This is a genomic window from Streptococcus humanilactis, assembly GCF_019448275.1.
Lineage (GTDB): Bacteria > Bacillota > Bacilli > Lactobacillales > Streptococcaceae > Streptococcus > Streptococcus humanilactis.
Window position 1 is genome coordinate 70,844 of the sequence record NZ_JAHXBZ010000007.1, and the last position, 24,600, is coordinate 95,443.

Sequence of the window (24,600 nt, forward strand, 5' to 3'; positions counted from 1 at the left end):
ATTATGATAGGTTACTACGATGGGAATATTGTAAAATCAACTATATCCCCTTCATCTATTAAGTGATGCCCTGCTTCAAGGACATCCTCTAAAGTAATTTCCTGTAAAATCTTTGGTAAATCAAAAATTGTCTCACCATGTTCAAAAGCATCATATTGCGTTGCAATAAATTCAAGAGAGTTCATGCTGCTGAAAAATTCTCCAAACATCTCTCTTTTGATAATATCTAAATGATCCTCTGTAATATCTAAATCCTTTGTAAAATTACGAATGGCCTTCCTAAATTGATGAGATAAAGCAACTGGCTCTTTCGTATCCATTGTCAACATAACAAAATGAAAACGACTTGTTACTTCAATTTCAAGAGATAAGGAAGCATCTATTTTACCTGATTCATATAACTTTTGAAAACGATCCGAAGTCCAACCAAACATCATTGCAAATAATAATTTTAATAAAATATGATGTCGATAGCAATCCGCTTCAGCAACTTTTCGCTTACCTCTAATCCCAATCGCTAGTTTGGGAGAAGATACTTCCATTCTCATACTGTCTGTTTGCTTTACAGCCTGTAAAACAAATTTTTCTCTTACTACTTCCTGAACATCTAAATCTTTCAATTCTTTTCTTTCAAAATAGTCCTGTACTTGCTCCACATCAAAATTACCAACTAAAAACAGAGACATGTTTACAGGTTTGTAAAACTTTGTAAAATTTTCTTGCAATTTAGTTAGATTGATTTGGGAAATAGACTCCTCGCTTCCAACTATATCTGTTGATAAAGGTGTACCAGGATACAAATTCGCTAAGGTTGAAAAGAATAAACACGAATCTGGATCATCTTGATACATTTCTCGTTCTTGCTGGATAATATCCTGCTCTCTTAAAATGGAATCTTCAGTAAAGTGTGCTGATGTTACCAATTCATCAAGTAGGCCCAAATTTTCTAAAAAATGATCCGTTGCTGAAAAAAGATAGTTTGTTTTTGTAAAGCTTGTAAAGGCATTACTATCTGCACCTAGACTCGTAAAAGCCAACATCAAATCACTAGAGTCTTCTCTCTCAAATAATTTATGTTCAAGAAAATGAGCAATTCCTGCAGGATGTTGTTTTACATCTCCGTCAACTTCTATGACAAGCGTATCTACCGAACCAAACTGAACAGTGACACTCCCGTAAACCTCTTTAAATTCCTTTTTAGGCAAAAGAGCAACTGTCAATCCGTTGGCCAAACGAGTTCGATAAACCATTTCTTTTACAGCTGGATAGTATTTTTCTTCAAAAACAACCTTTGTCATTCTATTCCTTCCATAAAGTAAATCGCTTGTAGTTTCACATTATTAGCTGCTCTACAAATAGCATCTTTGTCAACTTGCTCGAGTTTTGTAATCCAACTTTTAAAGTCTGCTGAAGATTTTCCAAGTAAGGCATTTTGATAAGAACGTTCAATCAATGAAGATTGATTATCTTGAGAAAGTAACAGAGATCGACGAATCATTTCCTTGGTCTGCTCTAGCTCAAGCTCTGTAAAATATCCTTTTTTTAAATCAAGCAGTTGATTATTCATCATTTTTCGAGCCTGATTCCGATTTTCTCGATCAATACCAGCATACATCCTCAAGAATCCACTAAATAAATCAAGCTGACTTGAAATAGTATAAGCTAATCCAGCATTTTCACGGACATTTGTAAAGAGCTTAGAATGAGCAAATCCACCAAGTAAACCATTCATTACAATCATGGGTAAATGTTGCTCATCGCCATATTCAGAAGGGCAATGATAACCTAATTCTAAAATGGATTGTCCCACATTTTTCCGAACCATACCTTCCTGAAGGATATTGGAATAAGGTTGACAATACTGAACCTTCACATCTCCTTTTCGACCTTTAAAACCAAATGATTTTAATACATTTTGAATTTCAACCTCATTAAAATCACCTAGGAAAAAGAAATCTATTCGATCATTGGCCAAAAATTCTTGGAAACAAGAATAAGAACTTTGTGGAGTTTCAGCTAAAATACGATTTCGTAAACCACTATATTCCAATTGGAGACGTTGATCATGAAAAAATAATTTGTCTAATTCTTTATGTGCAAAATAAAAAGAATCATCCATATCAGCTGCTAAACTTGCTAGCAATTGCTTTTTCTCAATTTCAAATAAGGACGGATCAAATCCATTATCAACTACCACGGGTGAGAAAAGAGTCTCTTTTACTAGTTCCAAAACCTGAGAAGTTAGCATATTTTTCCTACTTAAAAACTCATCACGAACATAGGTAAATGTCAATTCTACAATGTGACTTTGCCCTCTTCTGAAACAATTGGTTGACATATCTGTACCGTATAGACTGGCCAAATGTCTTCTCAAATCTTGAGAAGTGGGGTACATCTGATTAGCAGTCTCTAGCATACTCGCACTCAACATGCGACCTGCAATCGTATCAAGAGATAATGGAGCGGTAAAACGCACGGTGATTTTGTTCGTTTTAAACTTCTTTGATTGGATAAAATGTGTTGAAATTCCATGCACTAACTCCATGATTTACCTCCTTATATACAGACTTCTATTATATCACGAAAACCTGAAATTTTCTTGTTCTCTGTAACACTTTTGAAATAAAAATCGCTTTCATTTCTCCTTATTTCTCTCACTATTTTTAGGAAAATATGGTATAATACCAAAGATTGAGGTGAATTATGGAATACAAATTATTTGAAGAATTTATTACCCTCCAAGCACTACTCAAAGAACTTGGAATTACACATAGCGGAGGAGCTATCAAATCATTTCTCTCTGATCATTCTGTTTATTTTAATGGGGAATTAGAGAGTCGTCGCGGTAAAAAACTTCGTATTGGTGATAAAGTTGACATCCCTGACATGGACATTGACATCTTGTTGACACAACCCACTTCTGAAGAACAAGATGAATACCAAGCTGATAAAGTTGAAAAAGAACGAATCGCTAAACTTGTTAAGGAGATGAATAAAGGAGTAAAAAAAGACAAATCAAAACCTACTTCATCACCCAAAAGCAAACAAGCTCCGCGATTCCCTGGTAGATAATCATGTGGCTACAACACCTATCTCTCAAAACTTTTCGTAACTACAAAGAGACAAAAATAGACTTTAATCCTAAATTAAATGTCTTTTTAGGGCGTAATGCACAAGGTAAAACAAATATGTTAGAGGCTATCTATTTTTTAGCCTTAACACGTAGTCATCGAACTCGAACCGATAAAAATCTCATTCATTTTGATGAGGAACAACTTCATCTTTCAGGTCTTGTTCAGAAAAAAACGGGATCTATTCCTCTCGAAATCGAACTAACACAAAAAGGTCGTGTGACAAAAGTTAATCACTTAAAACAGGCACGCCTTTCAGATTATGTGGGACGCATGAATGTTGTCTTATTTGCTCCTGAAGATTTACAACTAATTAAAGGATCACCTTCGGTTCGACGAAAATTTATTGATATGGAGCTTGGGCAAATTAAGCCCATCTATCTATCAGACTTAACCAATTATAACCATATTCTTAAGCAAAGAAACACTTATCTAAAATCAGCTCAAAAAATAGATGAAACCTTCCTTTCAGTCTTAGATGATCAGCTAGTTGATTATGGATGTCGTGTAATGAATCACCGCTTAGATTTCATAAAAAAACTAGAGCATTTTGGTCGTAAGAAACATTTTGAACTTTCTAATCAGATTGAAGAGCTGTCAATATCCTATCAATCTTCTGTAAAGATAACTGACAAGGAAGACTTATCAGAATCTTTCAAAATTGCTTTAGAAAAAAGTAGATCCAGAGATTTATTTAAAAAGAATACTGGTGTCGGTCCTCATCGAGATGACATTTCTTTTTATATAAATGGGATGGATGCTAGTTTCGGAAGTCAAGGCCAACATCGTAGTCTCGTCCTCTCGATAAAATTAGCAGAGATCGAGTTAATGGAAAGTATTACTACAGAATCTCCGATATTATTACTTGACGATGTTATGAGCGAACTTGACAACACTAGACAACTAAAATTATTAGAAACGATTTCTCATTCAATCCAAACCTTTATCACAACAACAAGCTTAGACCATCTTCAAAATCTGCCAGAAAATCTAAGTATCTTCACTATTCAGGATGGTAAAGTTTCTGTAAATTACAATTGACAACATTGTAAAAGAACTCCTGTTTTCGCAGGAGTTCTTTTGATTGTTTTTTACATAGAATAATTTGGTGCCTCATTAGTAATTTGTACATCATGAGGGTGGCTTTCTTTCAAACCAGCACCAGACATTTCAATAAATTGAGCATTATCGTGTAGTTCTTTAAGGTTAGCTGCACCACAGTAACCCATACCAGAGCGAATACCACCAATCATTTGGAAGACAATGTCAGCTGCAGCTCCTTTATAAGCAACACGACCTTCAATTCCTTCTGGAACGAGTTTGTTTGCTTCATTGACAGAACCTTGGAAGTAACGATCGCTTGAACCTTTTTTCATAGCAGCGATTGATCCCATACCACGGTAAGTCTTGAACTTACGTCCTTGGAAGATTTCAGTTTCACCTGGAGCTTCATCAGTTCCAGCAAACATTGATCCAAGCATAACAGCATTTCCACCAGCCGCAAGTGCTTTTACAATATCTCCAGAATACTTGATTCCACCGTCAGCAATGATCGTTTTTCCATATTCACGCGCGACGGCTGCAGCATCATAGATAGCTGTTACTTGTGGAACACCAACACCTGCAATTACACGAGTAGTACAGATAGAACCTGGTCCAATACCAACCTTAACAACGTCTACACCCGCTTCATAGAGGGAACGTGCACCTTCAGCAGTAGCAATATTTCCAGCAATTAAAGTACGATCTGGGAAATGAGCACGAATCTCAGCAATTTTACGCAAGACACCTGCAGAATGACCATGTGCAGTATCAATAACAATCGCATCCGCTCCTGCCTCAAAAAGAGCCTCTGCACGTTCAAATGTATCTGAAGTAACACCTACTGCACCTGCAACTAGAAGACGACCAAACTCATCTTTAGCAGCATTTGGAAACTCAATAACTTTTTCAATATCTTTGATAGTAATCAAACCAGAAAGACGACCTTCTTCATCTACCAAAGGAAGTTTTTCAATACGGTGTTCTTGAAGAATATTCTCAGCTGTTGCAAGATCTGTACCCACAGGAGCAGTAACAAGATTTTCACTAGTCATATGATTTGAGATTGGTTGGTTATAGTCTGAAATAAAACGAAGATCTCGGTTTGTCAAAATACCAACCAATTTACGATTTTCAAGTGTTTCAACAACTGGAACACCACTGATGCGGTAACGACCCATAAGCTCATCTGCTTCAGCAATTGTATGTTCAGGCGTCAAGAAGAACGGATCAATAATAACCCCATTTTCAGAACGTTTTACCTTACGAACCTCGTCTGCTTGTTGAGCAATTGACATGTTTTTATGGATAACTCCGAGACCGCCTGCACGAGCAATAGCAATGGCCATTTGACTCTCTGTAACTGTGTCCATAGCAGCGGTAATAATTGGGATATTTAAAGTCAAATTATCTGCCAATTTAGTTGTTAAATCTGCATCGTTAGGCAACACATGACTTTCAGCTGGAATAAGCAATACATCATCAAAGGTAAAACCTTTTTTCAAAAATTTAGTGTCCCAATTAGACATTCGAAGTTTCCTCTTTTCTTTCTTTTTGAGCTTGACTCTTTTTATATTGTATCTATCATACCATTCTATAAAAATTTGTCAAATGTTACAGGGGTAAATAAAAAACTATCTTTTCTTTGAGATAGAAATGATAGTTTCTTGTAAAATAAACTTAGTTAAAGTAATGAAGTCCCATTGCTCCTTTAACCTCAGATAGGGTTTGACCTGCAACTTCACGCGCTCTTTCACTACCTTTTTGAAGCATATTATAAACTTCTCCCATATCCTTAGCAAATTCGATACGGCGCTCACGAATAGGACCAAGTTCACGTTCTAATATTTCAAGTAGATAACGCTTGGTCTTCACATCACCAAGACCACCTCGTTGATAATGTTCTTTCATTTCAGCAATTTCTTGAGCATCTTCTGGACGACCAAAAACATCTAGATAATGGAAAACCATATTGCCTTCAATTTTACCTGGATCTTCCACTCGAATATGATCTGGATCTGTATACATACTCATTACTTTTTTACGCAAAGTATCCGCATCATCAGCTAAATAAATACCATTATTGAGTGATTTAGACATTTTAGCATTTCCATCTAAACCAGGCAAACGCCCTGCTCTCTCATTTTCTGGATAAATACCTTCCGGTTCCACCAAGACATCACAATTATATGCATTGTTAAAAGAACGAACAATCTCGCGAGTTTGCTCAATCATTGGTTTCTGATCTGTCCCAACAGGAACATAATTGGCCTTAAAGGCTGTGATGTCAGCTGCTTGAGCGATTGGGTAGACTAAGAATCCTGTCGGAATACTTTCTCCAAATCCTTTTTGAGCAATCTCTGTCTTGACTGTTGGATTGCGCTCCAAACGTGCTAATGAAACTAGATTCATATAGTACATAGATAGTTCAGCCAACTCTGGAATTTGGCTTTGAATAAAGATAGTTGATTTACTTGGATCCAATCCAACTGCAAGATAATCCAAAGCCACATTTCCGATAGACTCTACAATTGTTTGAGGATCTTTAGCATGATCTGTCAAAGCTTGTTGGTCAGCCAAGAACACAAACATATCATACTTATCCTCTTCCTGTAATAATACTCGATTTTTGAGACTTCCAACATAATGTCCAATATGCAATTTTCCTGTTGGACGGTCTCCTGTTAAAATAATGGGTTTAGTCATTTTATTCTCCTTCGATGTGGTCCCTTCAATTATAGCATTTTTTTAATGAAATAACTGCAATTTATAAAAATAAATCAACCTTGCTATTTACGGATTTGTGTAAAGTATGCTGTAAATATAATTTACACAAAATTGACAGATAAAAATTTGAATATTTCCGTATTTTCTAGTAGAATAAATATATTACATATATAGGAGAAAAACATTGCTTACAGTATCTGATGTTTCACTACGTTTTAGTGATCGCAAACTTTTTGATGATGTCAATATCAAATTTACAGAAGGAAATACTTATGGATTAATCGGTGCTAATGGTGCCGGAAAATCAACCTTTTTAAAAATTTTAGCTGGAGATATCGAACCTACTACTGGTCACATCTCTCTTGGTCCAGATGAACGTCTCTCTGTTCTTCGTCAAAATCACTTTGACTATGAAGATGAACGTGCCATTGATGTCGTTATCATGGGAAATGAAAAACTTTATAGCATCATGAAAGAGAAAGATGCCATCTACATGAAGGAAGATTTCTCAGACGAAGATGGAGTGCGTGCTGCCGAACTTGAAGGAGAGTTTGCCGAGCTTGGAGGCTGGGAAGCAGAAAGTGAAGCCTCTCAACTACTTCAAAACCTAAACATTCCAGAAGAATTGCACTATCAAAACATGAGCGAATTGGCCAACGGTGAAAAAGTAAAGGTTCTCCTCGCCAAAGCACTTTTTGGTAAACCAGATGTTCTTCTTTTGGACGAGCCGACCAATGGTTTGGATATCCAATCAATTACATGGCTAGAAGACTTCTTGATTGATTTTGATAACACCGTTATCGTAGTATCCCACGACCGTCACTTCTTAAACAAAGTATGTACTCACATGGCCGACCTTGACTTCGGAAAAATCAAACTCTATGTCGGAAACTATGACTTCTGGAAGGAATCTTCTGAACTCGCTGCTAAATTGCTAGCAGACCGTAATGCCAAAGCAGAAGAAAAAATTAAACAATTGCAAGAGTTCGTTGCTCGTTTCTCTGCTAATGCTTCTAAGTCAAGACAGGCAACATCACGTAAGAAAATGCTTGATAAGATTGAGCTAGAAGAGATTGTACCATCTAGTCGTAAATATCCATTTATCAACTTTAAAGCGGAACGTGAAATTGGTAATGATCTCTTGACAGTAGAAAATCTAACTGTAAAGATTGATGGTGAGACTATTTTAGATAATATCAGCTTTATCTTGCGTCCAGGTGATAAGACAGCGCTTATTGGACAAAATGACATCCAAACGACTGCATTAATTCGTGCAATCATGGGAGACATTGACTATGAAGGAACTGTCAAATGGGGAGTGACCACTAGTCAATCTTACCTGCCAAAAGATAACTCAGCTGATTTCGCAGGGGGAGAATCAATTCTTGACTGGTTGCGTCAATTCGCAAGTAAAGAAGAAGATGACAATACTTTCCTACGTGGCTTCCTCGGCCGTATGCTCTTCTCTGGAGATGAGGTTAACAAACCTGTAAATGTCTTGTCAGGGGGGGAAAAAGTTCGTGTCATGCTTTCAAAACTCATGCTCTTAAAATCAAATGTTCTTGTCCTCGATGATCCAACCAATCACTTGGACTTAGAATCTATCTCAAGCTTGAACGATGGATTGAAAAACTTTAAAGAATCAATCATCTTTGCCAGCCATGACCACGAGTTTATTCAAACTCTAGCTAACCATATCATTGTCTTGTCTAAAAATGGCGTCATTGACCGTATCGATGAAACCTATGATGAATTCCTAGAAAATGCAGAAGTACAAGCAAAAGTTAAAGAACTTTGGAAAGACTAAAAAAATTCAAAACTCAGTTGGGTTAACCAGCTGAGTTTTCTAACATTTTATGAGGTAACATGAAATTATTTTTTAAAACATATTGGACCTATTTTGTTTCTTTCATCATTCCCATAATCATTATGATAGGAGTATATCTATCTCAAGGTATCTACTGGAATAGCGATACATCTCCACTATTAGGAGATGGGTTTCATCAATACGTTATTTTTGATATAGCTCTAAGAAATATCCTACATGGAAATGGTAGTTTGTTCTACACCTTTACAAGTGGCCTCGGATTGAATTTCTATGCCCTATCTAGTTATTACTTGGGTAGTTTCCTTTCACCACTAGTTTACTTTTTTGATCTAACTAATATGCCAGATGCTGTCTATCTGACAACTCTCTTAAAATTTGGATTGATTGGACTGTCAACTTACTTTAGTTTAAATAAATTATTTCAATCGATTCCTAAGCCTTTAAAACTAGCTTTATCTACTTCCTATGCTCTGATGAGTTTCACTGTCAGTCAATTAGAGATAAAAACCTGGCTAGATGTTTTTATCTTGATTCCTTTAATTATAACTGGTTTACAGCTACTTATCACTGAAAAGAATTTCCTATTGTACTTTACAAGTCTGTCAATCTTATTTATCCAAAACTATTATTTTGGCTATATGACAGCATTGTTTCTTATTTTCTGGTATCTCTGCCAAATTTCTTGGGACTTTAAAACTCGAAAATCATCTTTTCTTGATTTCATAATCACCTCCGTTTTAGCTGGTATGGCTAGTTTGATTCTGACTCTTCCTACTCTGTTTGATTTACAGACACATGGGGAAAAATTAACTGAAATTACAAAGTTTCAAACTGAAAGTAGCTGGTATCTTGATCTCTTTGCTAAACAATTCATCGGTTCCTTTGACACAACAAAGTATGGGGCCATCCCAATGATTTTTGTTGGACTACTTCCCTTTATTTTGACTATTTTATTTTTTACGATGAAATCTATTAAGTTTCACGTGAAACTTATCTATACAATCTTCTTTGCATTTCTAATTGCTAGCTTTTATATAGAAGCTCTTGATTTATTTTGGCAAGGCATGCATACTCCAAACATGTTTTTACATCGCTATGCTTGGATTTTCTCTACCTTGTTAATTTACACAGCAGCAGAAGTCTTAAAGCGTCTGAAAGAACTTAAAGTCTGGAATTTTTTAGTTTCGCTTTTTCTTATAGTAACAGGATTTTTAGCTACCATCTATCTAAAATCACATTATTCTTTTTTAACAGATTTGAATATTCTGCTTACTCTTGAATTTTTGGTTGTCTATTCGCTTTTACTCCTTGCAGTTATCAAAAAGTTTATCTCTGTAAATCTATTTGCCATTCTAATTTCTTTATTTATAATGGTTGAAATAAGTTTAAATGCTTCATCTCAAATAGACGGAATTGCTAAAGAATGGGGTTTTGCTTCTCGAAGTTCATATAATCGAGATATCCCAGCTATGGAATCTTTCTCAACATATATTGGAAATCAATTTACTCGTACTGAAAAACTACAAACTCAGACAGGAAATGACAGTATGAAATTCAACTACAATGGAATCTCTCAATTTTCATCTGTTCGAAATCGTTCAGCAAGCTCTACTTTGGATAAACTTGGGTTTAAATCCTCTGGGACTAATCTCAATCTCCGTTATGCCAATAATAGTATTTTGGCTGATAGTTTATTTGGCATCCAGTATAATATCTCAGAAAACCCTATTGATAAGTATGGTTTCCAAGATGTATATCAAAAAGATAATCTTACTCTATATGAAAATCAGTTCTCTCTTCCAATTGCCTTTGCTAGTCAATCTGTTTACAATGATGTCAAGTTCAATGAACATACTCTAGATAATCAGGCCAAGTTTTTAAATCAACTTGCTAACGTCGATTTTGATTATTTTTCTCCAATCCCTTATGAAAAAACTGAAAATACTGATGATTTGATTAGTGTTACAAGTTCGTCAAATGAGGATGCAGCAATCCAGTATCAAATTGAAGTACCAGAAAACAGCCAAGTTTATCTTTCTTTCACAAATCTTCACTTTTCTAATGATAAACAAAAGAAGGTTGACATCCTTGTAAATGGTGAAAAAAAGACTTTTACAACTGATAATGTCTTCTCCTTCTTTAATCTAGGCTATACAAAAGAGAAAAAAACTTTCAATATCAATGTTAGTTTCCCTGGAAATTCACAAGTATCATTTGAATCTCCTACTTTCTATCGTTTAGATACCCAAACTTTAACTGAGGCAATTCAAAAAATTAAAGAACAGCCTGTAACAGTATCAACTTCTAAAAACAGGGTTTTTGCTAGATATGATGTCAAACAAGATACATCTATTTTCTTCACCATTCCTTATGACAAAGGTTGGTCTGCCTACCAAGATGATAAGAAAATAGAAATTAAACAAGCTCAAACTGGATTTATGAAAGTTGATGTTCCCAAGGGAAAAGGAACTATTACACTTTCCTTTATTCCCAATGGTTTTATTACTGGAGCAATCTGTTCCTTTACTTCTCTTTTACTATTTGGAATCTATAATCACAAACGAAAGTCATCTAAGGCTTAAAAAATCGACCAGTTGGTCGATTTTTTTAATCTTCTTCCATTTTCTTAGGTTGATAGGCTAGCATACCTAAACCAGTAAATAGAGCTAGTATCACAGCAAGGAAAATGACTTGCTGATGAATATTTCCTGTCATAGAGATTGTTTGTCGTAATCCCGAAACTGAATAACTCATTGGTAACCAAGGATTAATGGCTCTAAAGAAATCATTTGTCAAAGCAAGTGGGTAAGTACCTGCACTTGATGCTAACTGTAATAAAAGCAAGATAAGAGAGAAGAAAGCTCCTATACGGCTATTCCATGTTGTTAAAGCGGTCACCATGGACATGAATACTAAACTTGTTAGGATAATGAGAATAAATGTTCTCATCTCATGATTAGCCGTTAGACCAATAAGATGAACTCCTCCATATACCAAAATTCCTGACAAAACAGCTATAATACCATTTATTTCAGCTCGAGATTTCAACCAAGCCCAACGACTCTCTGGATGACGTCCTGAAGGCAACTTCGCAAAGATCATATTCGTTGATATTGCTGCAACAAAGAGAGCAACTGATATCATATAAGGAGCCATTGCGATTCCATTTACAAGAACTTGGTCATTGTCTGTTTTGGAAAGATTGAGTGGATTTGACAAAATCTCTGCATTTTTAGATTCCGTTGATGCTGATTTAAGTTGATCACTAGCATTACTTAGTCCTTGTCCTAAAGAAACAACTCCTGTCTGTAAACCTTCCAATCCAGAAGTTAACTTTGTTACACCTTCTGCTAGTTTCCCAGCTCCATCTGCCAATTTATTAGCTCCACTTTCTAATTGAGAAGAACCTGAAATTAACTGACTGGATTTGTCAGCTAGTTGGCTAGATCCTGACTGCAATTTATCAACTCCTGCTATCAATTCTTGACTCTTTCGATTCAATTGATTGGAGCCAGTTGATAATTTTTCAATACTAGATACTAATTCTGGAGTTTTTTTAGCTAATTTTTCAATACCAGATACTAATTCTGGAGTTTTTTTAGCTAATTTTTCAATACCAGATACTAATTCTGGAGTTTTTTTAGCTAATTGACCAATTCCTGCTGTCAAGCTAGAAGATTTTTGTGTCAAGGTGTTTGAGCCTGAAACTAGTTGATCCAAACTACCTGTCAAGGTGGAATTTTTTTCACTTAGTTGACTTGCACCCTGAGAAACTTTATCAACACCTGTAGTATATGCGTTTACACCTGATGCAATTGACTGACTGGCAGGAACTAATTTACTAGTAACAGCTCCTTGTATCTCTGTTAATCCACTTGACAATCCTGTCAAAGAAGTAGAAGCACGCGGTAATACTTGATTAGCTTGATTTTTTAACGTCGAAAGATTTGAAGATTGATTTTGTAAGTTTTCTAAACTTCCCTGTAAACCTTCTACTAAAGCTATAATTGACCGAGCCGATTGAATACTATCAGTCGAATTTTGAGATACAGAAGCACTTATCTCAGCTTGTTGCTCACTTGTCAAGGATTGATAAGCTGCTGTTGATTGAATATTGGCTAATGTAGTTGCTTTTTCAGACTGAGCACTTACTAGCATTTGATTAGAAAGAGATACTATACTTGATAAAACAGAATCTAACTGTTTTGTATCTCCAACATCAATATTTTGAATAACTTGATTTAACTGATTCAGACCAGAAGATAATTGATTAATTTGATCTTTTTGCCCAGACGAAGCATCTAACTTACTAGAAAGTTGTTGAATCCCTTCACTTAATTGCTCCACACCCATTCGAAGGGTAGCTGATTGATTAGATAACTGACTCGCACCTGTTGCAAGATTTCCCACTCCATTTGTATAGGCACTAACACCAGATGAAAATTGAGTAAGACCTGCATTAAGCTGAGAAACACCGCCAGTATAGGATTCTACACCAGTATATAATTGATTGATTCCTCTTACTAATTCAGGACTTTTAGAAGATAATTGATTGATTCCTCTTACTAATTCAGGACTTTTAGAAGATAATTGATTGATTCCTCTTACTAATTCAGGACTTTTAGAAGATAATTGACCTAATCCCCTATCTAATTGACTCACTGCACCAGTATATGTAACTAAACCACTATTAAAATTTCCTAAGCCAAGATGAAGTTGTTCGACACCAGAAACATAATCAGATAATCCTTTAGTAAACTGCTCCGTTCCATTTGAAAATGTTAAACTTGAAGCTGCTAAAGAGTGTAGGTTGGTAGTTAATGTTTGACTTCCTGCCACTAACTGATTCGCTCCATCAGTTAATTTTTCACTACCAGAAGCTGCTTGACTCATACCATCCTTTAATTCGACCATCTTATCAAATAAAGCTTTAGTATAGGTCTCAGTTACATTTGTAGACACATTCTGCTTTAATTGTGTCATCGCAGAATCGCTCATCTTGCTAGCAATAAAACTATGACCACTTGAAGTCTGATAATCGATTTGCATTTGCTCTGGATGATTCGTTAAAATAGAAGCTGCTTTTTCAGATAAATCACTTGGTAAAGTCACTACCATATAGTAATCGCCATCTTCCAATCCCTTCTTTCCTTCCTCTTCATCTACAAAATGAAAATCCAAGCTTTTATTTTCTTTTAAATTGGAGACCATGTCTTTTCCTATAGCCATGGTATTAGCGTTATAGGAAGCTTCTTTATCATTATTGACAACTGCCACAGGTAAGTCAGATAATTGCCCATATGGATCCCACATTGATGACAAAAATATGATATTGTACAGAGCTGGAATAAGAGAAATCCCTATCATGACAATAATAAAGGTTGGTTTTTTAAAAATTGCTTTCCATTCTTTAAACATATCTTCTCCTTTTTTAAACATATTGTCTAAAATTTTGATATAATAGATTATACATTAAAAAATCTAAATTACAAGATAAAAAATCCATTTTTAGACAGATAGTCTAATTTGTTTATAAGGAGGAAATATGCAAGAAAGTAACAAACGCTTAAAAACAAAGCGAACTATTGAAAATGCTATGGTACAATTACTCATGGAACAACCATTTGATCAAATTTCTACTGTCAAGTTAGCAGAAAAAGCCGGAATTAGTCGTTCCAGCTTCTATACTCACTATAAGGATAAGTATGATATGATTGAGCACTATCAAAGCAAGCTATTTCATACATTTGAATATATTTTTCAAAAACATGCTCATCACAAAAGAGATGCTATTTTAGAAGTGTTTGAATATCTAGAGTCAGAACCACTTCTGGCTGCCCTTCTTTCTGAAAATGGGACGAAAGAAATCCAAAATTTCTTACGAAATAAACTTCATATCATGCTCAGTACAGATTTACAAAAGCAATTTATGCAACTAAATCTCAATACCACTGAATTAGAATATAGTAGCGTCTATCTAACTCACGCACTTTTTGGTGTCTGCCAAACTTGGATTGCACATGGAAAAAAAGAAAGTCCTCAAGAAATAACAGACTTCCTTATGAAAATGCTTGGTGATACAAATTGATACAAAAAGAGGAACACAGTTGTGTTCCCTTTTATCTATACTCCGCCAGTAGGACTCGAACCTACGACATCATGATTAACAGTCATGCGCTACTACCAACTGAGCTATGGCGGATAAAATAGTCCGTACGGGATTCGAACCCGTGTTACCGCCGTGAAAAGGCGGTGTCTTAACCCCTTGACCAACGGACCTTCTATCTGTAGCAGATATAACCATTATATCAATTTCTTACTAATTGTCAATCACTTTTGAGATTTTTTCTCTAAAATATCTTTTAACTTTCTAATTTTTAACCTTGAAATAGGACAGCGATGGTCTTCATAGAAAACAACTTCTAGATTCTTTCGGTCAATTTCTCTGATATTGCCTATATTTACCAAAAATGACTTATGAGGAGAATAAAATCTCTGAGTATGTTTGTCCTTTTCCTGAATATCTGTCATGGTACCGTAAAACTCTTTTGCAAAATTCTTACCAATAATGCGTAATTTATGAGAGACACCTGTCGTTTCAATATACAAAATATCATGGTAAGGAATTTTTAAATCATTTCCCTTGTAATTGTAATCAAAATAATCTACCACATCTTCATTTTCAAGTAACATACTCTTCGTATAGAAGATATTTTGCTCAATTCTCTTCTTGAACATCTCATCATTGATATCCTTATCAACAAAATCTAGGGCTGATACTTGGTATTTATAGGTCAAAGTCGCAAACTCTGATCGACTAGTGATAAAGACGATAATAGCGTAAGGATTGTAATGACGAATGAGCTGAGCCACTTCAAATCCCTTTTTCTCAATTCCATGAATATCAATATCTAGAAAATAAAGCTGATTTACTTCATCGTTTTCAATGTATTCTTCAAATTCACGGACTTTTCCCGTTGTCTTGTATGATATTGGAATATTCGATTCTTTCGAAATTTCATCCAATATTCTCTCTAGTCTCACTTGATGTTCAATAACATCCTCTAAAATTAAAACTTTCATTCAAATTCCCTCTTAAATCTAATAATTTGTCTAAATGTACTGCCTTCCATCTCTGTTTCTAAAATGATGTTGTTGTACTTATCTAGTAGTTCTTTCACATTATTTAATCCGACTCCTCGATTTCTTCCCTTAGTGGAGAATCCTAAGGCAAATAGATCTTCTGAAGGAGTCATCGTCATTTTACATGAATTCTGAATCACAATAACTGTTTCAGTTTCCATCTTAATAACTGCTACTTCCATCTGCTTTTTATAGCTATCAGCCGATCCTTCGACAGCATTGTTCAATAAAACGCTCATGATACGAACCAAATCCAATAGTTCAATTGGGAGCTTGGTAATCGTATCTTTTACTTCCAGTGTAAACTCCACACCGTTATTTCGAGCATAGACAATTGACTGAGCAACCAAACTTCGTAAAGCTGAGTCTTCTATGTTGTTCAAATCAAAGTAAGTGTACTTATCTGAACGCAGTTTATGATTGGCTTTGACCAAAACTTCATTGTAAATTCTGTCAATTTCCTGTAAATCACCACTGTCAATTGCCATCTGCATGCTGACAAGCATACCAGCATAGTCATGTCGAAAACCACGAATTTCATTATACAGACCGACAATTTCATCTGTATAATTCTGTAAATGTTTCTGTTCAAATTTCTTCTGCTTCAACGCAATCTCTTTCTCCATTTGTTCTTTATGAGAATTCATTGCAAAGAAGGTCAAAAATAGAGAGATAAAGACAATAGATGACAAAATACTTCCAAAACTATTCAAATGTTTAATCGTACTTACCATATCAGAAACGAAAGATACAATATGTAGCAATAGTAAAGCAAAAAATACTTTTTTCAAGAAAGGATAAAGGTAGTCCTTGTCAAAATAGATTAGTTCCAAATGGAAATAATGAATTATTTTTAAGACAACAAAATAGGTTAACACCGTTACAACGAAAAAGAATGGGTAATAATGTTGTAAAACAAAATTGTCTCCTGTTATAGAGGAGAAAGTTACGGACAGAAAGTTATGAGTGCTCTCATATAAAAGAGATAGTAGTAAACTTAGAAATAGTCCTCTATCCCTCTCATACTGTTTAATCCATCGAAAATAGGAATATAAGCCCAAAGGAAGTAAAAATGTTGCAGTCCCTAACCCATCCAAATTTAGAAGATAAAAGGAAAGTTCAAGTACTACTTCTACTAGTAATGTATAAGCACCAAAAACGTATAGCTCTTTTCTATTTATTTGACCTTTACAAATTAAATGGTAACTGTAACTAATAATTAAAAAATGACCAATAACTGTCCCAAATCCAAGTAAATTCATTACTCTTTCTCCTTATTTCATTACTTTTTTCGTTGGAAAAGAAAATCAAGGATGAGGTCTGAAACTCTACTTTCCCCACCTTGAATCTCCTGCAAGTCTTTTTCCTTCAAGGCTACAAACTGTTCCAATTTAACTGTGTTTTTCATAATAAAATCTCCTAAAATGTTTTTTTTTTGTAAGCTAACTTACAAAAACCATTATACAAAATGGAATTTCATTTTAGATAAAATTCTCTCAACTGTCATTTTTTTCTCCCCAAGTGTACTTTTTTAAGAAAAAAGCCGGGAAAATTCCCAGCTTTGCTACTATATTGATCCCAGCAGGATTCGAACCTGCGACCGTTCGCTTAGAAGGCGAATGCTCTATCCAGCTGAGCTATGAGACCTAACACCATTATTCTACCAAAAATTCAATTAAAAGTCAATTTTCTATTTATGATAGGGCGAACCCTGCTGAATCGTAAAAGCGCGATAGATTTGTTCAACAAGAACTAGTCTCATTAACTGATGGGGCAAGGTTAAACGGCCAAAACTAACAGAAAGATTAGCTCTCTTTTTTACATCCTGTGCTAACCCCAGACTCCCTCCAATAATAAATGTAAGAGTAGAAAATCCTTTTATAGAAGCTTCTTCTAATTGTTTACTAAATTCTTCTGATGAGAACATTTTCCCTTCGATAGCCAACACAATAACGAAATCACGGTCACCAACTTTTGATAAAATTCTCTGCCCTTCTATTTCTAAAATCTTTTGATTTTCTGACTCACTGGCTTTATCTGGTGTTTTTTCATCTGCTAGCTCAATCATTTCAAGCTTAGCAAATCGAGAAATTCGTTTTGAATACTCCGCGATACCATCTTTTAAATACTTTTCTTTCAGTTTCCCAACTGTTACAACTTTAATTTTCATGACTCTATTCTAACATATTCTCTATTTTTTCACATCTTATTCACAAAATAAAAGGTTAATTTTAACCGAGAAAACCACAGATTTTTGAAAGTTATCCACAATCTGTGAAAAACTTTTGTTTTTAAGTTATAATTAAGCTAGTCAGTTTATACTTTCAGTAATTTCAAACATATGGAGGCAAATATGAAACATCTAAAAACATTTTACAAAAAATGGTTTCAATTATTAGTCGTTATCGTCATTAGCTTTATTAGTGGAGCCTTGGGTAGCTTTTCAATAAACCAACTAACTCAAAAAAGTGGTGTAAGTAGCTCTAACAACAATAGTACTATTACACAGACTGCCTATAAGAACGAAAATTCAACAACACAGGCTGTTAACAAAGTAAAAGATGCTGTTGTTTCTGTTATCACTTATTCAGCCAACAAACAAAATAGCGTATTTGGTAATGATGATACTGACACTGATTCTCAGCAAATCTCTAGTGAAGGATCTGGGGTTATTTATAAAAAGAATGATAAAGAAGCTTATATTGTCACCAATAATCACGTTATAAATGGCGCCAGCAAAGTAGATATTCGTTTGTCAGATGGAACTAAAGTACCCGGAGAAATTGTCGGAGCGGACACTTTCTCTGATATTGCTGTCGTCAAAATCTCTTCAGAAAAAGTGACAACAGTAGCTGAGTTTGGTGATTCTAGCAAGTTAACCGTAGGAGAAACTGCTATTGCCATCGGTAGCCCATTAGGTTCTGAATATGCTAATACTGTCACTCAAGGTATCGTATCTAGTCTTAATCGAAATGTATCTTTAAAATCTGAAGATGGACAAGCTATTTCTACAAAAGCTATCCAAACTGATACTGCTATTAACCCAGGTAACTCTGGTGGCCCACTAATCAATATTCAAGGACAGGTTATCGGAATTACCTCAAGTAAAATTGCCACAAATGGAGGAACCTCTGTAGAAGGCCTTGGTTTCGCAATCCCTGCAAATGATGCTATCAATATTATTGAACAGTTGGAAAAGAACGGAAAAGTGACGCGTCCAGCTTTGGGCATCCAAATGGTCAATCTCTCAAATATTAATACAAGTGATATTAGAAGACTGAATATTCCAAGCAGTGTAACATCTGGTGTAGTTGTTCGTTCTGTACAAAGTAATATGCCTGCCAATGGTCACCTTGAAAAATACGATGTCATTACCAAAGTAGATGACAAAGATATTGCTTCATCAACAGACTTACAAAGTGCTCTTTACAATCATTCTATCGGAGACACCATTAAGATAACATACTATCGCAACGGTAAAGAAGAAACTACATCTATTAAACTTGACAAGAGTTCAGGTGATTTAGAATCTTAATTGACATCTATGTAAAGAAAGCTTTACATAAGAGAAAAGATGTGTTAGTGTAGAATCATGGAAAAATTTGAAATGATTTCTATCACGGATATACAAAAAAATCCTTATCAACCTCGAAAAGAATTTGATAAAGAAAAACTAGATGAACTAGCACAGTCTATCAAAGAAAATGGGGTCATTCAACCGATTATTGTTCGTCAATCTCCTGTTATTGGTTATGAAATCCTTGCAGGAGAGAGACGCTATCGGGCTTCACTTTTAGCTGGTCTGACGTCTATACCAGCTGTTGTTAAACAACTTTCAGACCAAGAGATGATGGTCCATTCCATCATTGAAAATTTACAGAGAGAAAATTTGAATCCAATAGAAGAAGCACGCGCCTATGAATCTCTCGTAGAAAAAGGATTTACCCATGCTGAAATTGCAGATAAAATGGGCAAGTCTCGTCCTTATATCAGTAACTCCATTCGTTTGCTTTCCTTACCAGAACAGATTATCTCAGAAGTAGAAAATGGCAAACTATCACAAGCTCATGCGCGTTCGCTAGTTGGGTTAAATAAGGAACAACAAGACTATTTCTTTCAACGAATTATAGAAGAAGACATTTCTGTAAGGAAGTTAGAAGCTCTTCTGACAGATAAAAAACAAAAGAAACTGCAAAAAACTGATCATTTCATACAAAATGAAGAAGAACAGTTAAAAAAACTACTTGGATTAGATGTAGAAATCAAATTGTCTAAAAAAGACAGTGGAAAAATCATTATTTCTTTTTCAAATCAAGAAGAATACAGTAGAATTATCAACAGCCTGAAATAAGGCTGTTCTTTTATTTTTTTATCTCACAAGGTTATCCACTATTTTTTTTCTATAAAAAACTTAATAAATCAATAGTTTCTGATTTTATCCCCAACCTGTGGATAAAACTTGATAACATTGTGGATTATTTTTCACAGCTTGTGGAAAATTCTTCCTATCTATGGTAAAATAAGTCTAGCATTAAACTTTTAAACAAGTAGTAAAGGAGGAGAACGGATTGAAAGAAAAACAATTTTGGAATCGTATCTTAGAATTTGCGCAAGAAAGACTGACTCGATCCATGTATGATTTCTATGCTATTCAAGCTGAACTCATCAAGGTAGAAGAAAATGTTGCTACTATATTTTTACCTCGATCTGAGATGGAAATGGTATGGGAAAAACAACTAAAAGATATTATTGTAGTTGCTGGATTTGAAATTTATGATGCTGAAATAACTCCCCACTATACTTTCACTAAACCTCAAAATACGACTATCTCACAAGTTGAAGAAGCTACAAATTCAACTCTTTATGACTATAGTCCAAAGTTAGCATCTATTCCTTATTCGGATACTGGATTAAAAGAGAAGTATACCTTTGATAATTTTATCCAAGGGGATGGAAATGTTTGGGCTGTATCAGCCGCTTTGGCTGTCTCTGAAGATTTGGCTCTGACCTATAACCCTCTTTTTATCTATGGAGGACCTGGGCTTGGTAAGACTCACTTATTAAACGCTATTGGAAATGAAATTCTAAAAAATATTCCGAATGCGCGTGTTAAATATATCCCTGCTGAAAGTTTTATTAATGACTTTCTTGACCACCTAAGACTTGGAGAAATGGAAAAGTTTAAAAAGACCTACCGCAGTCTTGATCTTTTGTTAATCGATGATATCCAGTCACTCAGCGGAAAAAAAGTCGCAACTCAGGAAGAATTTTTCAATACCTTTAACGCCCTTCATGACAAGCAAAAACAGATTGTCCTAACGAGTGATCGTAGTCCAAAACATCTAGAAGGGCTCGAGGAGAGGCTTGTCACGCGCTTTAGTTGGGGATTGACACAAACTATCACACCCCCTGACTTTGAAACACGTATTGCCATTTTACAAAGTAAAACGGAACATTTAGGCTACAATTTCCAAAGTGATACTCTAGAATACCTAGCTGGGCAATTTGATTCAAATGTTCGAGATCTTGAGGGAGCCATCAACGACATCACTTTAATTGCCCGAGTAAAAAAAATCAAGGATATCACTATTGATATTGCTGCAGAAGCCATTAGAGCTCGCAAACAAGATGTTAGCCAAATGCTCGTCATCCCAATTGATAAAATCCAAAATGAAGTTGGTAACTTTTATGGTGTCAGTGTCAAAGAAATGAAGGGAAGCAGACGCCTTCAAAATATTGTGTTAGCCCGTCAAGTGGCTATGTATTTATCTAGAGAACTAACAGATAATAGTCTTCCAAAAATTGGAAAGGAATTTGGAGGAAAAGATCATACAACAGTCATTCATGCCCATGCAAAAATTAAATCTTTGATTGATGAAGACGATAATTTACGTTTAGAAATTGAATCCATCAAAAAGAAAATTAAATAACTTGTGGAAAACTTTTACTTTATTATCTTTTTTATCCACATTTTTTAAACAAGCCAAAAAACTTGATATTACTTGTTTAAAGTCTGTTTTCCACAGATTTCACAGACTCTATTATTACTATTATCCTTCTAATACTAAAAATAAATAAAGGAGAATCCATGATTCATTTTTCAATTAATAAAAATTTATTTCTACAAGCCTTAAACACTACTAAGAGAGCTATTAGTTCTAAAAATGCTATTCCTATTTTATCAACTGTCAAAATTGACGTAACCAATGAAGGGGTTACTTTAATTGGTTCAAATGGTCAAATTTCAATTGAAAATTTTATTTCTCAAAAAAATGAAGATGCTGGTTTGTTAATTACTTCTCTAGGTTCAATCCTTCTTGAAGCTTCTTTCTTTATCAATGTTGTATCTAGTCTTCCAGATGTTACTCTTGATTTTAAAGAAATTGAACAAAATCAAATTGTTTTAACCAGCGGAAAATCAGAAATTACCCTAAAAGGAAAAGATAGCGAGCAATATCCACGAATACAAGAAATTTCAGCAAGCACTCCTTTAATTCTTGAAACAAAATTACTCAAGAAAATTATCAATGAAACAGCTTTTGCAGCAAGTACACAAGAGAGTCGTCCGATTTTAACAGGTGTTCATTTTGTATTGAGTCAACACAAGAAGCTAAAAACAGTGGCAACAGACTCTCATCGACTAAGCCAGAAAAAATTAACGCTTGAGAAAAATAGTGATGATTTTGATGTCGTGATTCCTAGCCGTTCTCTACGCGAATTTTCAGCGGTATTTACAGATGATATTGAAACTGTGGAGATTTTCTTTGCCAATAACCAAATCCTCTTTAGAAGCGAAAATATTAGCTTCTATACTCGTCTCCTAGAAGGTAACTATCCTGATACAGATCGCTTGATTCCAACAGATTTTAACACTACAATTACTTTTGATGTGGTAAACTTACGTCAGTCAATGGAACGTGCTCGCCTTTTATCAAGTGCGACTCAAAATGGTACTGTGAAACTTGAAATTAAAGATGGGGTTGTTAGCGCCCATGTTCACTCTCCAGAAGTTGGTAAAGTAAACGAAGAAATCGATACTGATCAGGTGACTGGTGAAGATTTGACTATTAGTTTCAACCCAACTTACTTGATTGATTCCCTTAAATCTTTGAATAGCGAAAAGGTGACCATTAGCTTTATCTCAGCTGTTCGTCCATTTACTCTTGTGCCAGCAGACACTGATGAGGACTTCATGCAGCTCATTACACCAGTTCGTACAAATTAAGTGAAATAAGTAAAAGAGGTTGAGCCTAGCTCGCCTCTTTTATGATATAATCGAAAAAGAAAAGGAGAGTATTATGTATCAAGTTGGAAATTTTGTTGAGATGAAAAAACCACATGCTTGTACTATCAAGTCAACTGGTAAAAAAGCAAATCGTTGGGAAATTACACGTGTAGGGGCAGATATCAAAATCAAATGCAGTAATTGTGACCATGTTGTTATGATGGGACGCTATGATTTTGATCGAAAAATGAATAAAATTATTGACTAAGAAGCCTTAGTTAGAGGGTTAGCAAGTTTTCCCTTTTTGTGTTATAATATTAGGGATTGAAATGAAAACGGAGAATGAAAAAATATGGCTTTAACAGCAGGTATCGTTGGTTTGCCAAACGTTGGTAAATCAACACTATTTAATGCAATTACAAAAGCAGGAGCAGAGGCTGCAAACTATCCATTTGCGACTATTGATCCAAATGTTGGAATGGTGGAAGTTCCAGATGAACGCCTACAAAAACTAACGGAAATGATCACACCTAAAAAGACTGTTCCAACAACATTTGAATTTACAGATATTGCAGGGATTGTAAAAGGAGCTTCAAAAGGAGAAGGGCTAGGGAATAAATTTTTGGCCAATATTCGTGAAGTAGACGCAATTGTTCACGTAGTTCGTGCTTTTGATGATGAAAATGTGATGCGTGAGCAAGGACGTGAAGACGCCTTTGTAGATCCACTTGCAGATATTGATACAATTAATCTGGAATTGATTCTTGCTGACTTAGAATCAGTCAATAAACGCTATGCGCGTGTAGAAAAGATGGCACGTACGCAAAAAGATAAAGAATCAGTAGCAGAATTTAATGTTCTTCAAAAGATTAAACCAGTTCTTGAAGATGGAAAATCAGCTCGTACCATCGAATTTACAGATGAAGAACAAAAAGTAGTCAAAGGTCTCTTCCTTTTGACAACTAAACCAGTTCTTTATGTTGCTAATGTAGATGAGGATGTAGTTTCAGATCCAGATTCTATCGACTATGTCAAACAAATTCGTGAATTTGCAGCGACAGAAAATGCTGAAGTAGTCGTTATTTCTGCTCGTGCTGAGGAAGAAATTTCTGAGTTAGACGATGAAGACAAGCAAGAATTTCTTGAAGCACTTGGATTGACAGAATCAGGCGTTGACAAGTTGACCCGTGCAGCTTACCACTTGCTTGGACTGGGAACTTACTTCACAGCCGGTGAAAAAGAAGTTCGCGCTTGGACCTTCAAACGTGGTATGAAGGCTCCTCAAGCAGCTGGTATTATCCACTCAGACTTTGAAAAAGGCTTTATTCGTGCAGTAACTATGTCATATGATGATTTGGTGAAATATGGATCTGAAAAGGCCGTAAAAGAAGCTGGACGTTTGCGTGAAGAAGGTAAAGAATATATCGTCCAAGACGGTGATATCATGGAATTCCGCTTTAATGTCTAAAAAATTTAATGAATAGTATCAATTAGGTTGGAAAAAA

20 protein-coding genes and 3 tRNA genes are annotated in these 24,600 nt (G+C 35.1%); 11 read left to right on the top strand and 12 right to left on the bottom strand.

Annotated elements, in window-relative coordinates; all coding sequences use genetic code 11:
• Positions 1 to 14: 14 nt before the first annotated feature.
• Entirely contained in the window at positions 15 to 1,298 is a 1,284-nt protein-coding gene (gene yfmH, locus KV696_RS08860; RefSeq protein ID WP_219967465.1) for an EF-P 5-aminopentanol modification-associated protein YfmH, read from the bottom strand.
• Positions 1,295 to 2,545, bottom strand: a complete 1,251-nt coding sequence (gene yfmF, locus KV696_RS08865) for an EF-P 5-aminopentanol modification-associated protein YfmF (RefSeq protein ID WP_219967466.1) — start codon at positions 2,543 to 2,545, stop codon at positions 1,295 to 1,297. Before yfmF ends, yfmH begins: the two co-directional genes overlap by 4 nt.
• Before the next feature lie 158 nt (positions 2,546 to 2,703).
• Here yfmF and yaaA point away from each other — a divergent pair, with 158 nt between their 5' ends.
• Together yaaA and recF are read left to right on the top strand one after the other, a co-directional pair.
• Complete coding sequence (gene yaaA / locus KV696_RS08870) at positions 2,704 to 3,072, top strand: S4 domain-containing protein YaaA (RefSeq protein ID WP_077804498.1); 369 nt, start codon at positions 2,704 to 2,706, stop codon at positions 3,070 to 3,072.
• Positions 3,073 to 3,074: 2 nt separating this feature from the next.
• Positions 3,075 to 4,172, top strand: coding sequence for a DNA replication/repair protein RecF (gene recF, locus KV696_RS08875; RefSeq protein WP_077804499.1), 1,098 nt, complete (start codon positions 3,075 to 3,077; stop codon positions 4,170 to 4,172).
• 50 nt (positions 4,173 to 4,222) lie between these two features.
• Here recF and guaB read toward each other — a convergent pair whose 3' ends face one another.
• Both guaB and trpS read right to left on the bottom strand, forming a co-directional pair.
• Positions 4,223 to 5,701, bottom strand: coding sequence for an IMP dehydrogenase (gene guaB, locus KV696_RS08880; RefSeq protein ID WP_219967467.1), 1,479 nt, complete (start codon positions 5,699 to 5,701; stop codon positions 4,223 to 4,225).
• A gap of 151 nt (positions 5,702 to 5,852) precedes the next feature.
• Positions 5,853 to 6,878: a tryptophan--tRNA ligase gene (gene trpS, locus KV696_RS08885; RefSeq protein WP_000165458.1), complete on the bottom strand. Its 1,026-nt coding sequence runs from the start codon at positions 6,876 to 6,878 to the stop codon at positions 5,853 to 5,855.
• 205 nt (positions 6,879 to 7,083) lie between these two features.
• Here trpS and KV696_RS08890 point away from each other — a divergent pair, with 205 nt between their 5' ends.
• Both KV696_RS08890 and KV696_RS08895 read left to right on the top strand, forming a co-directional pair.
• Complete coding sequence (locus KV696_RS08890) at positions 7,084 to 8,706, top strand: ATP-binding cassette domain-containing protein (RefSeq protein ID WP_000958772.1); 1,623 nt, start codon at positions 7,084 to 7,086, stop codon at positions 8,704 to 8,706.
• Positions 8,707 to 8,765: 59 nt separating this feature from the next.
• Entirely contained in the window at positions 8,766 to 11,309 is a 2,544-nt protein-coding gene (locus KV696_RS08895; protein WP_219967468.1) for a YfhO family protein, read from the top strand.
• Between the two features lie 25 nt (positions 11,310 to 11,334).
• On the opposite strand, the gene KV696_RS08900 is transcribed toward KV696_RS08895, so the two are convergent.
• Positions 11,335 to 14,145 (bottom strand): YhgE/Pip domain-containing protein, encoded by a 2,811-nt coding sequence (locus KV696_RS08900; protein WP_219967469.1) that lies wholly within the window; start codon positions 14,143 to 14,145, stop codon positions 11,335 to 11,337.
• Between the two features lie 127 nt (positions 14,146 to 14,272).
• Here KV696_RS08900 and KV696_RS08905 point away from each other — a divergent pair, with 127 nt between their 5' ends.
• Positions 14,273 to 14,815, top strand: a complete 543-nt coding sequence (locus KV696_RS08905; RefSeq protein ID WP_219967470.1) for a TetR/AcrR family transcriptional regulator — start codon at positions 14,273 to 14,275, stop codon at positions 14,813 to 14,815.
• Between the two features lie 40 nt (positions 14,816 to 14,855).
• Here KV696_RS08905 and KV696_RS08910 read toward each other — a convergent pair.
• The 7 genes from KV696_RS08910 to rlmH all read right to left on the bottom strand — a co-directional run bounded on the left by KV696_RS08910 (position 14,856) and on the right by rlmH (position 18,040).
• Positions 14,856 to 14,929, bottom strand: a tRNA-Asn gene (locus tag KV696_RS08910).
• 5 nt (positions 14,930 to 14,934) lie between these two features.
• A tRNA-Glu gene (locus KV696_RS08915) sits at positions 14,935 to 15,006 on the bottom strand.
• Between the two features lie 51 nt (positions 15,007 to 15,057).
• A complete protein-coding gene (gene comE / locus KV696_RS08920; protein ID WP_000866069.1) occupies positions 15,058 to 15,810 on the bottom strand; it encodes a competence system response regulator transcription factor ComE in 753 nt (250 codons plus the stop codon).
• Entirely contained in the window at positions 15,807 to 17,132 is a 1,326-nt protein-coding gene (gene comD, locus KV696_RS08925; RefSeq protein ID WP_173251468.1) for a competence system sensor histidine kinase ComD, read from the bottom strand. Before comD ends, comE begins: the two co-directional genes overlap by 4 nt.
• 20 nt (positions 17,133 to 17,152) lie before the next feature.
• Complete coding sequence (comC, locus tag KV696_RS08930; RefSeq protein WP_101786261.1) at positions 17,153 to 17,278, bottom strand: competence-stimulating peptide ComC; 126 nt, start codon at positions 17,276 to 17,278, stop codon at positions 17,153 to 17,155.
• A 165-nt stretch (positions 17,279 to 17,443) separates the two neighbouring features.
• Positions 17,444 to 17,517: transfer RNA gene (locus tag KV696_RS08935), tRNA-Arg, on the bottom strand.
• Between the two features lie 43 nt (positions 17,518 to 17,560).
• A complete protein-coding gene (gene rlmH, locus KV696_RS08940; protein ID WP_219967471.1) occupies positions 17,561 to 18,040 on the bottom strand; it encodes a 23S rRNA (pseudouridine(1915)-N(3))-methyltransferase RlmH in 480 nt (159 codons plus the stop codon).
• Positions 18,041 to 18,223: 183 nt separating this feature from the next.
• Between rlmH and htrA the strand changes: the two genes are divergently transcribed.
• The 6 genes from htrA to ychF all read left to right on the top strand — a co-directional run bounded on the left by htrA (position 18,224) and on the right by ychF (position 24,563).
• The gene (htrA, locus tag KV696_RS08945; protein ID WP_219967472.1) at positions 18,224 to 19,405 is read left to right on the top strand and encodes a serine protease HtrA; all 1,182 of its coding nucleotides are present in this window, start codon (positions 18,224 to 18,226) and stop codon (positions 19,403 to 19,405) included.
• A 57-nt stretch (positions 19,406 to 19,462) separates the two neighbouring features.
• Entirely contained in the window at positions 19,463 to 20,221 is a 759-nt protein-coding gene (locus KV696_RS08950; RefSeq protein ID WP_219967473.1) for a ParB/RepB/Spo0J family partition protein, read from the top strand.
• A gap of 217 nt (positions 20,222 to 20,438) precedes the next feature.
• Complete coding sequence (gene dnaA / locus KV696_RS08955) at positions 20,439 to 21,800, top strand: chromosomal replication initiator protein DnaA (protein WP_219967474.1); 1,362 nt, start codon at positions 20,439 to 20,441, stop codon at positions 21,798 to 21,800.
• A 158-nt stretch (positions 21,801 to 21,958) separates the two neighbouring features.
• On the top strand, positions 21,959 to 23,095 hold the full coding sequence (gene dnaN / locus KV696_RS08960; RefSeq protein WP_219967475.1) for a DNA polymerase III subunit beta: 1,137 nt from the start codon (positions 21,959 to 21,961) through the stop codon (positions 23,093 to 23,095).
• A 73-nt stretch (positions 23,096 to 23,168) separates the two neighbouring features.
• Positions 23,169 to 23,363 carry a DUF951 domain-containing protein gene (locus tag KV696_RS08965; RefSeq protein ID WP_000285186.1) on the top strand — a complete coding sequence of 65 codons (195 nt, stop codon included), beginning with the start codon at positions 23,169 to 23,171 and terminating at the stop codon, positions 23,361 to 23,363.
• 84 nt (positions 23,364 to 23,447) lie between these two features.
• Entirely contained in the window at positions 23,448 to 24,563 is a 1,116-nt protein-coding gene (gene ychF, locus KV696_RS08970; protein ID WP_001218698.1) for a redox-regulated ATPase YchF, read from the top strand.
• The last annotated feature ends 37 nt before the right edge of the window (positions 24,564 to 24,600 follow it).

Coding starts and splice junctions, on each gene's coding strand:
- dnaN (WP_219967475.1), top strand. CDS start 21,959: ATGATTCATTTTTCAATTAATAAAAATTTATTTCTACAAGCCTTAAAC.
- comD (WP_173251468.1), bottom strand. CDS start 17,132: ATGAATTTACTTGGATTTGGGACAGTTATTGGTCATTTTTTAATTATT.
- KV696_RS08900 (WP_219967469.1), bottom strand. CDS start 14,145: ATGTTTAAAGAATGGAAAGCAATTTTTAAAAAACCAACCTTTATTATT.
- ychF (WP_001218698.1), top strand. CDS start 23,448: ATGGCTTTAACAGCAGGTATCGTTGGTTTGCCAAACGTTGGTAAATCA.
- guaB (WP_219967467.1), bottom strand. CDS start 5,701: ATGTCTAATTGGGACACTAAATTTTTGAAAAAAGGTTTTACCTTTGAT.
- KV696_RS08950 (WP_219967473.1), top strand. CDS start 19,463: ATGGAAAAATTTGAAATGATTTCTATCACGGATATACAAAAAAATCCT.
- KV696_RS08905 (WP_219967470.1), top strand. CDS start 14,273: ATGCAAGAAAGTAACAAACGCTTAAAAACAAAGCGAACTATTGAAAAT.
- recF (WP_077804499.1), top strand. CDS start 3,075: ATGTGGCTACAACACCTATCTCTCAAAACTTTTCGTAACTACAAAGAG.
- htrA (WP_219967472.1), top strand. CDS start 18,224: ATGAAACATCTAAAAACATTTTACAAAAAATGGTTTCAATTATTAGTC.
- KV696_RS08895 (WP_219967468.1), top strand. CDS start 8,766: ATGAAATTATTTTTTAAAACATATTGGACCTATTTTGTTTCTTTCATC.
- yaaA (WP_077804498.1), top strand. CDS start 2,704: ATGGAATACAAATTATTTGAAGAATTTATTACCCTCCAAGCACTACTC.
- comC (WP_101786261.1), bottom strand. CDS start 17,278: ATGAAAAACACAGTTAAATTGGAACAGTTTGTAGCCTTGAAGGAAAAA.
- comE (WP_000866069.1), bottom strand. CDS start 15,810: ATGAAAGTTTTAATTTTAGAGGATGTTATTGAACATCAAGTGAGACTA.
- rlmH (WP_219967471.1), bottom strand. CDS start 18,040: ATGAAAATTAAAGTTGTAACAGTTGGGAAACTGAAAGAAAAGTATTTA.
- yfmH (WP_219967465.1), bottom strand. CDS start 1,298: ATGACAAAGGTTGTTTTTGAAGAAAAATACTATCCAGCTGTAAAAGAA.
- yfmF (WP_219967466.1), bottom strand. CDS start 2,545: ATGGAGTTAGTGCATGGAATTTCAACACATTTTATCCAATCAAAGAAG.
- KV696_RS08965 (WP_000285186.1), top strand. CDS start 23,169: ATGTATCAAGTTGGAAATTTTGTTGAGATGAAAAAACCACATGCTTGT.
- trpS (WP_000165458.1), bottom strand. CDS start 6,878: ATGACTAAACCCATTATTTTAACAGGAGACCGTCCAACAGGAAAATTG.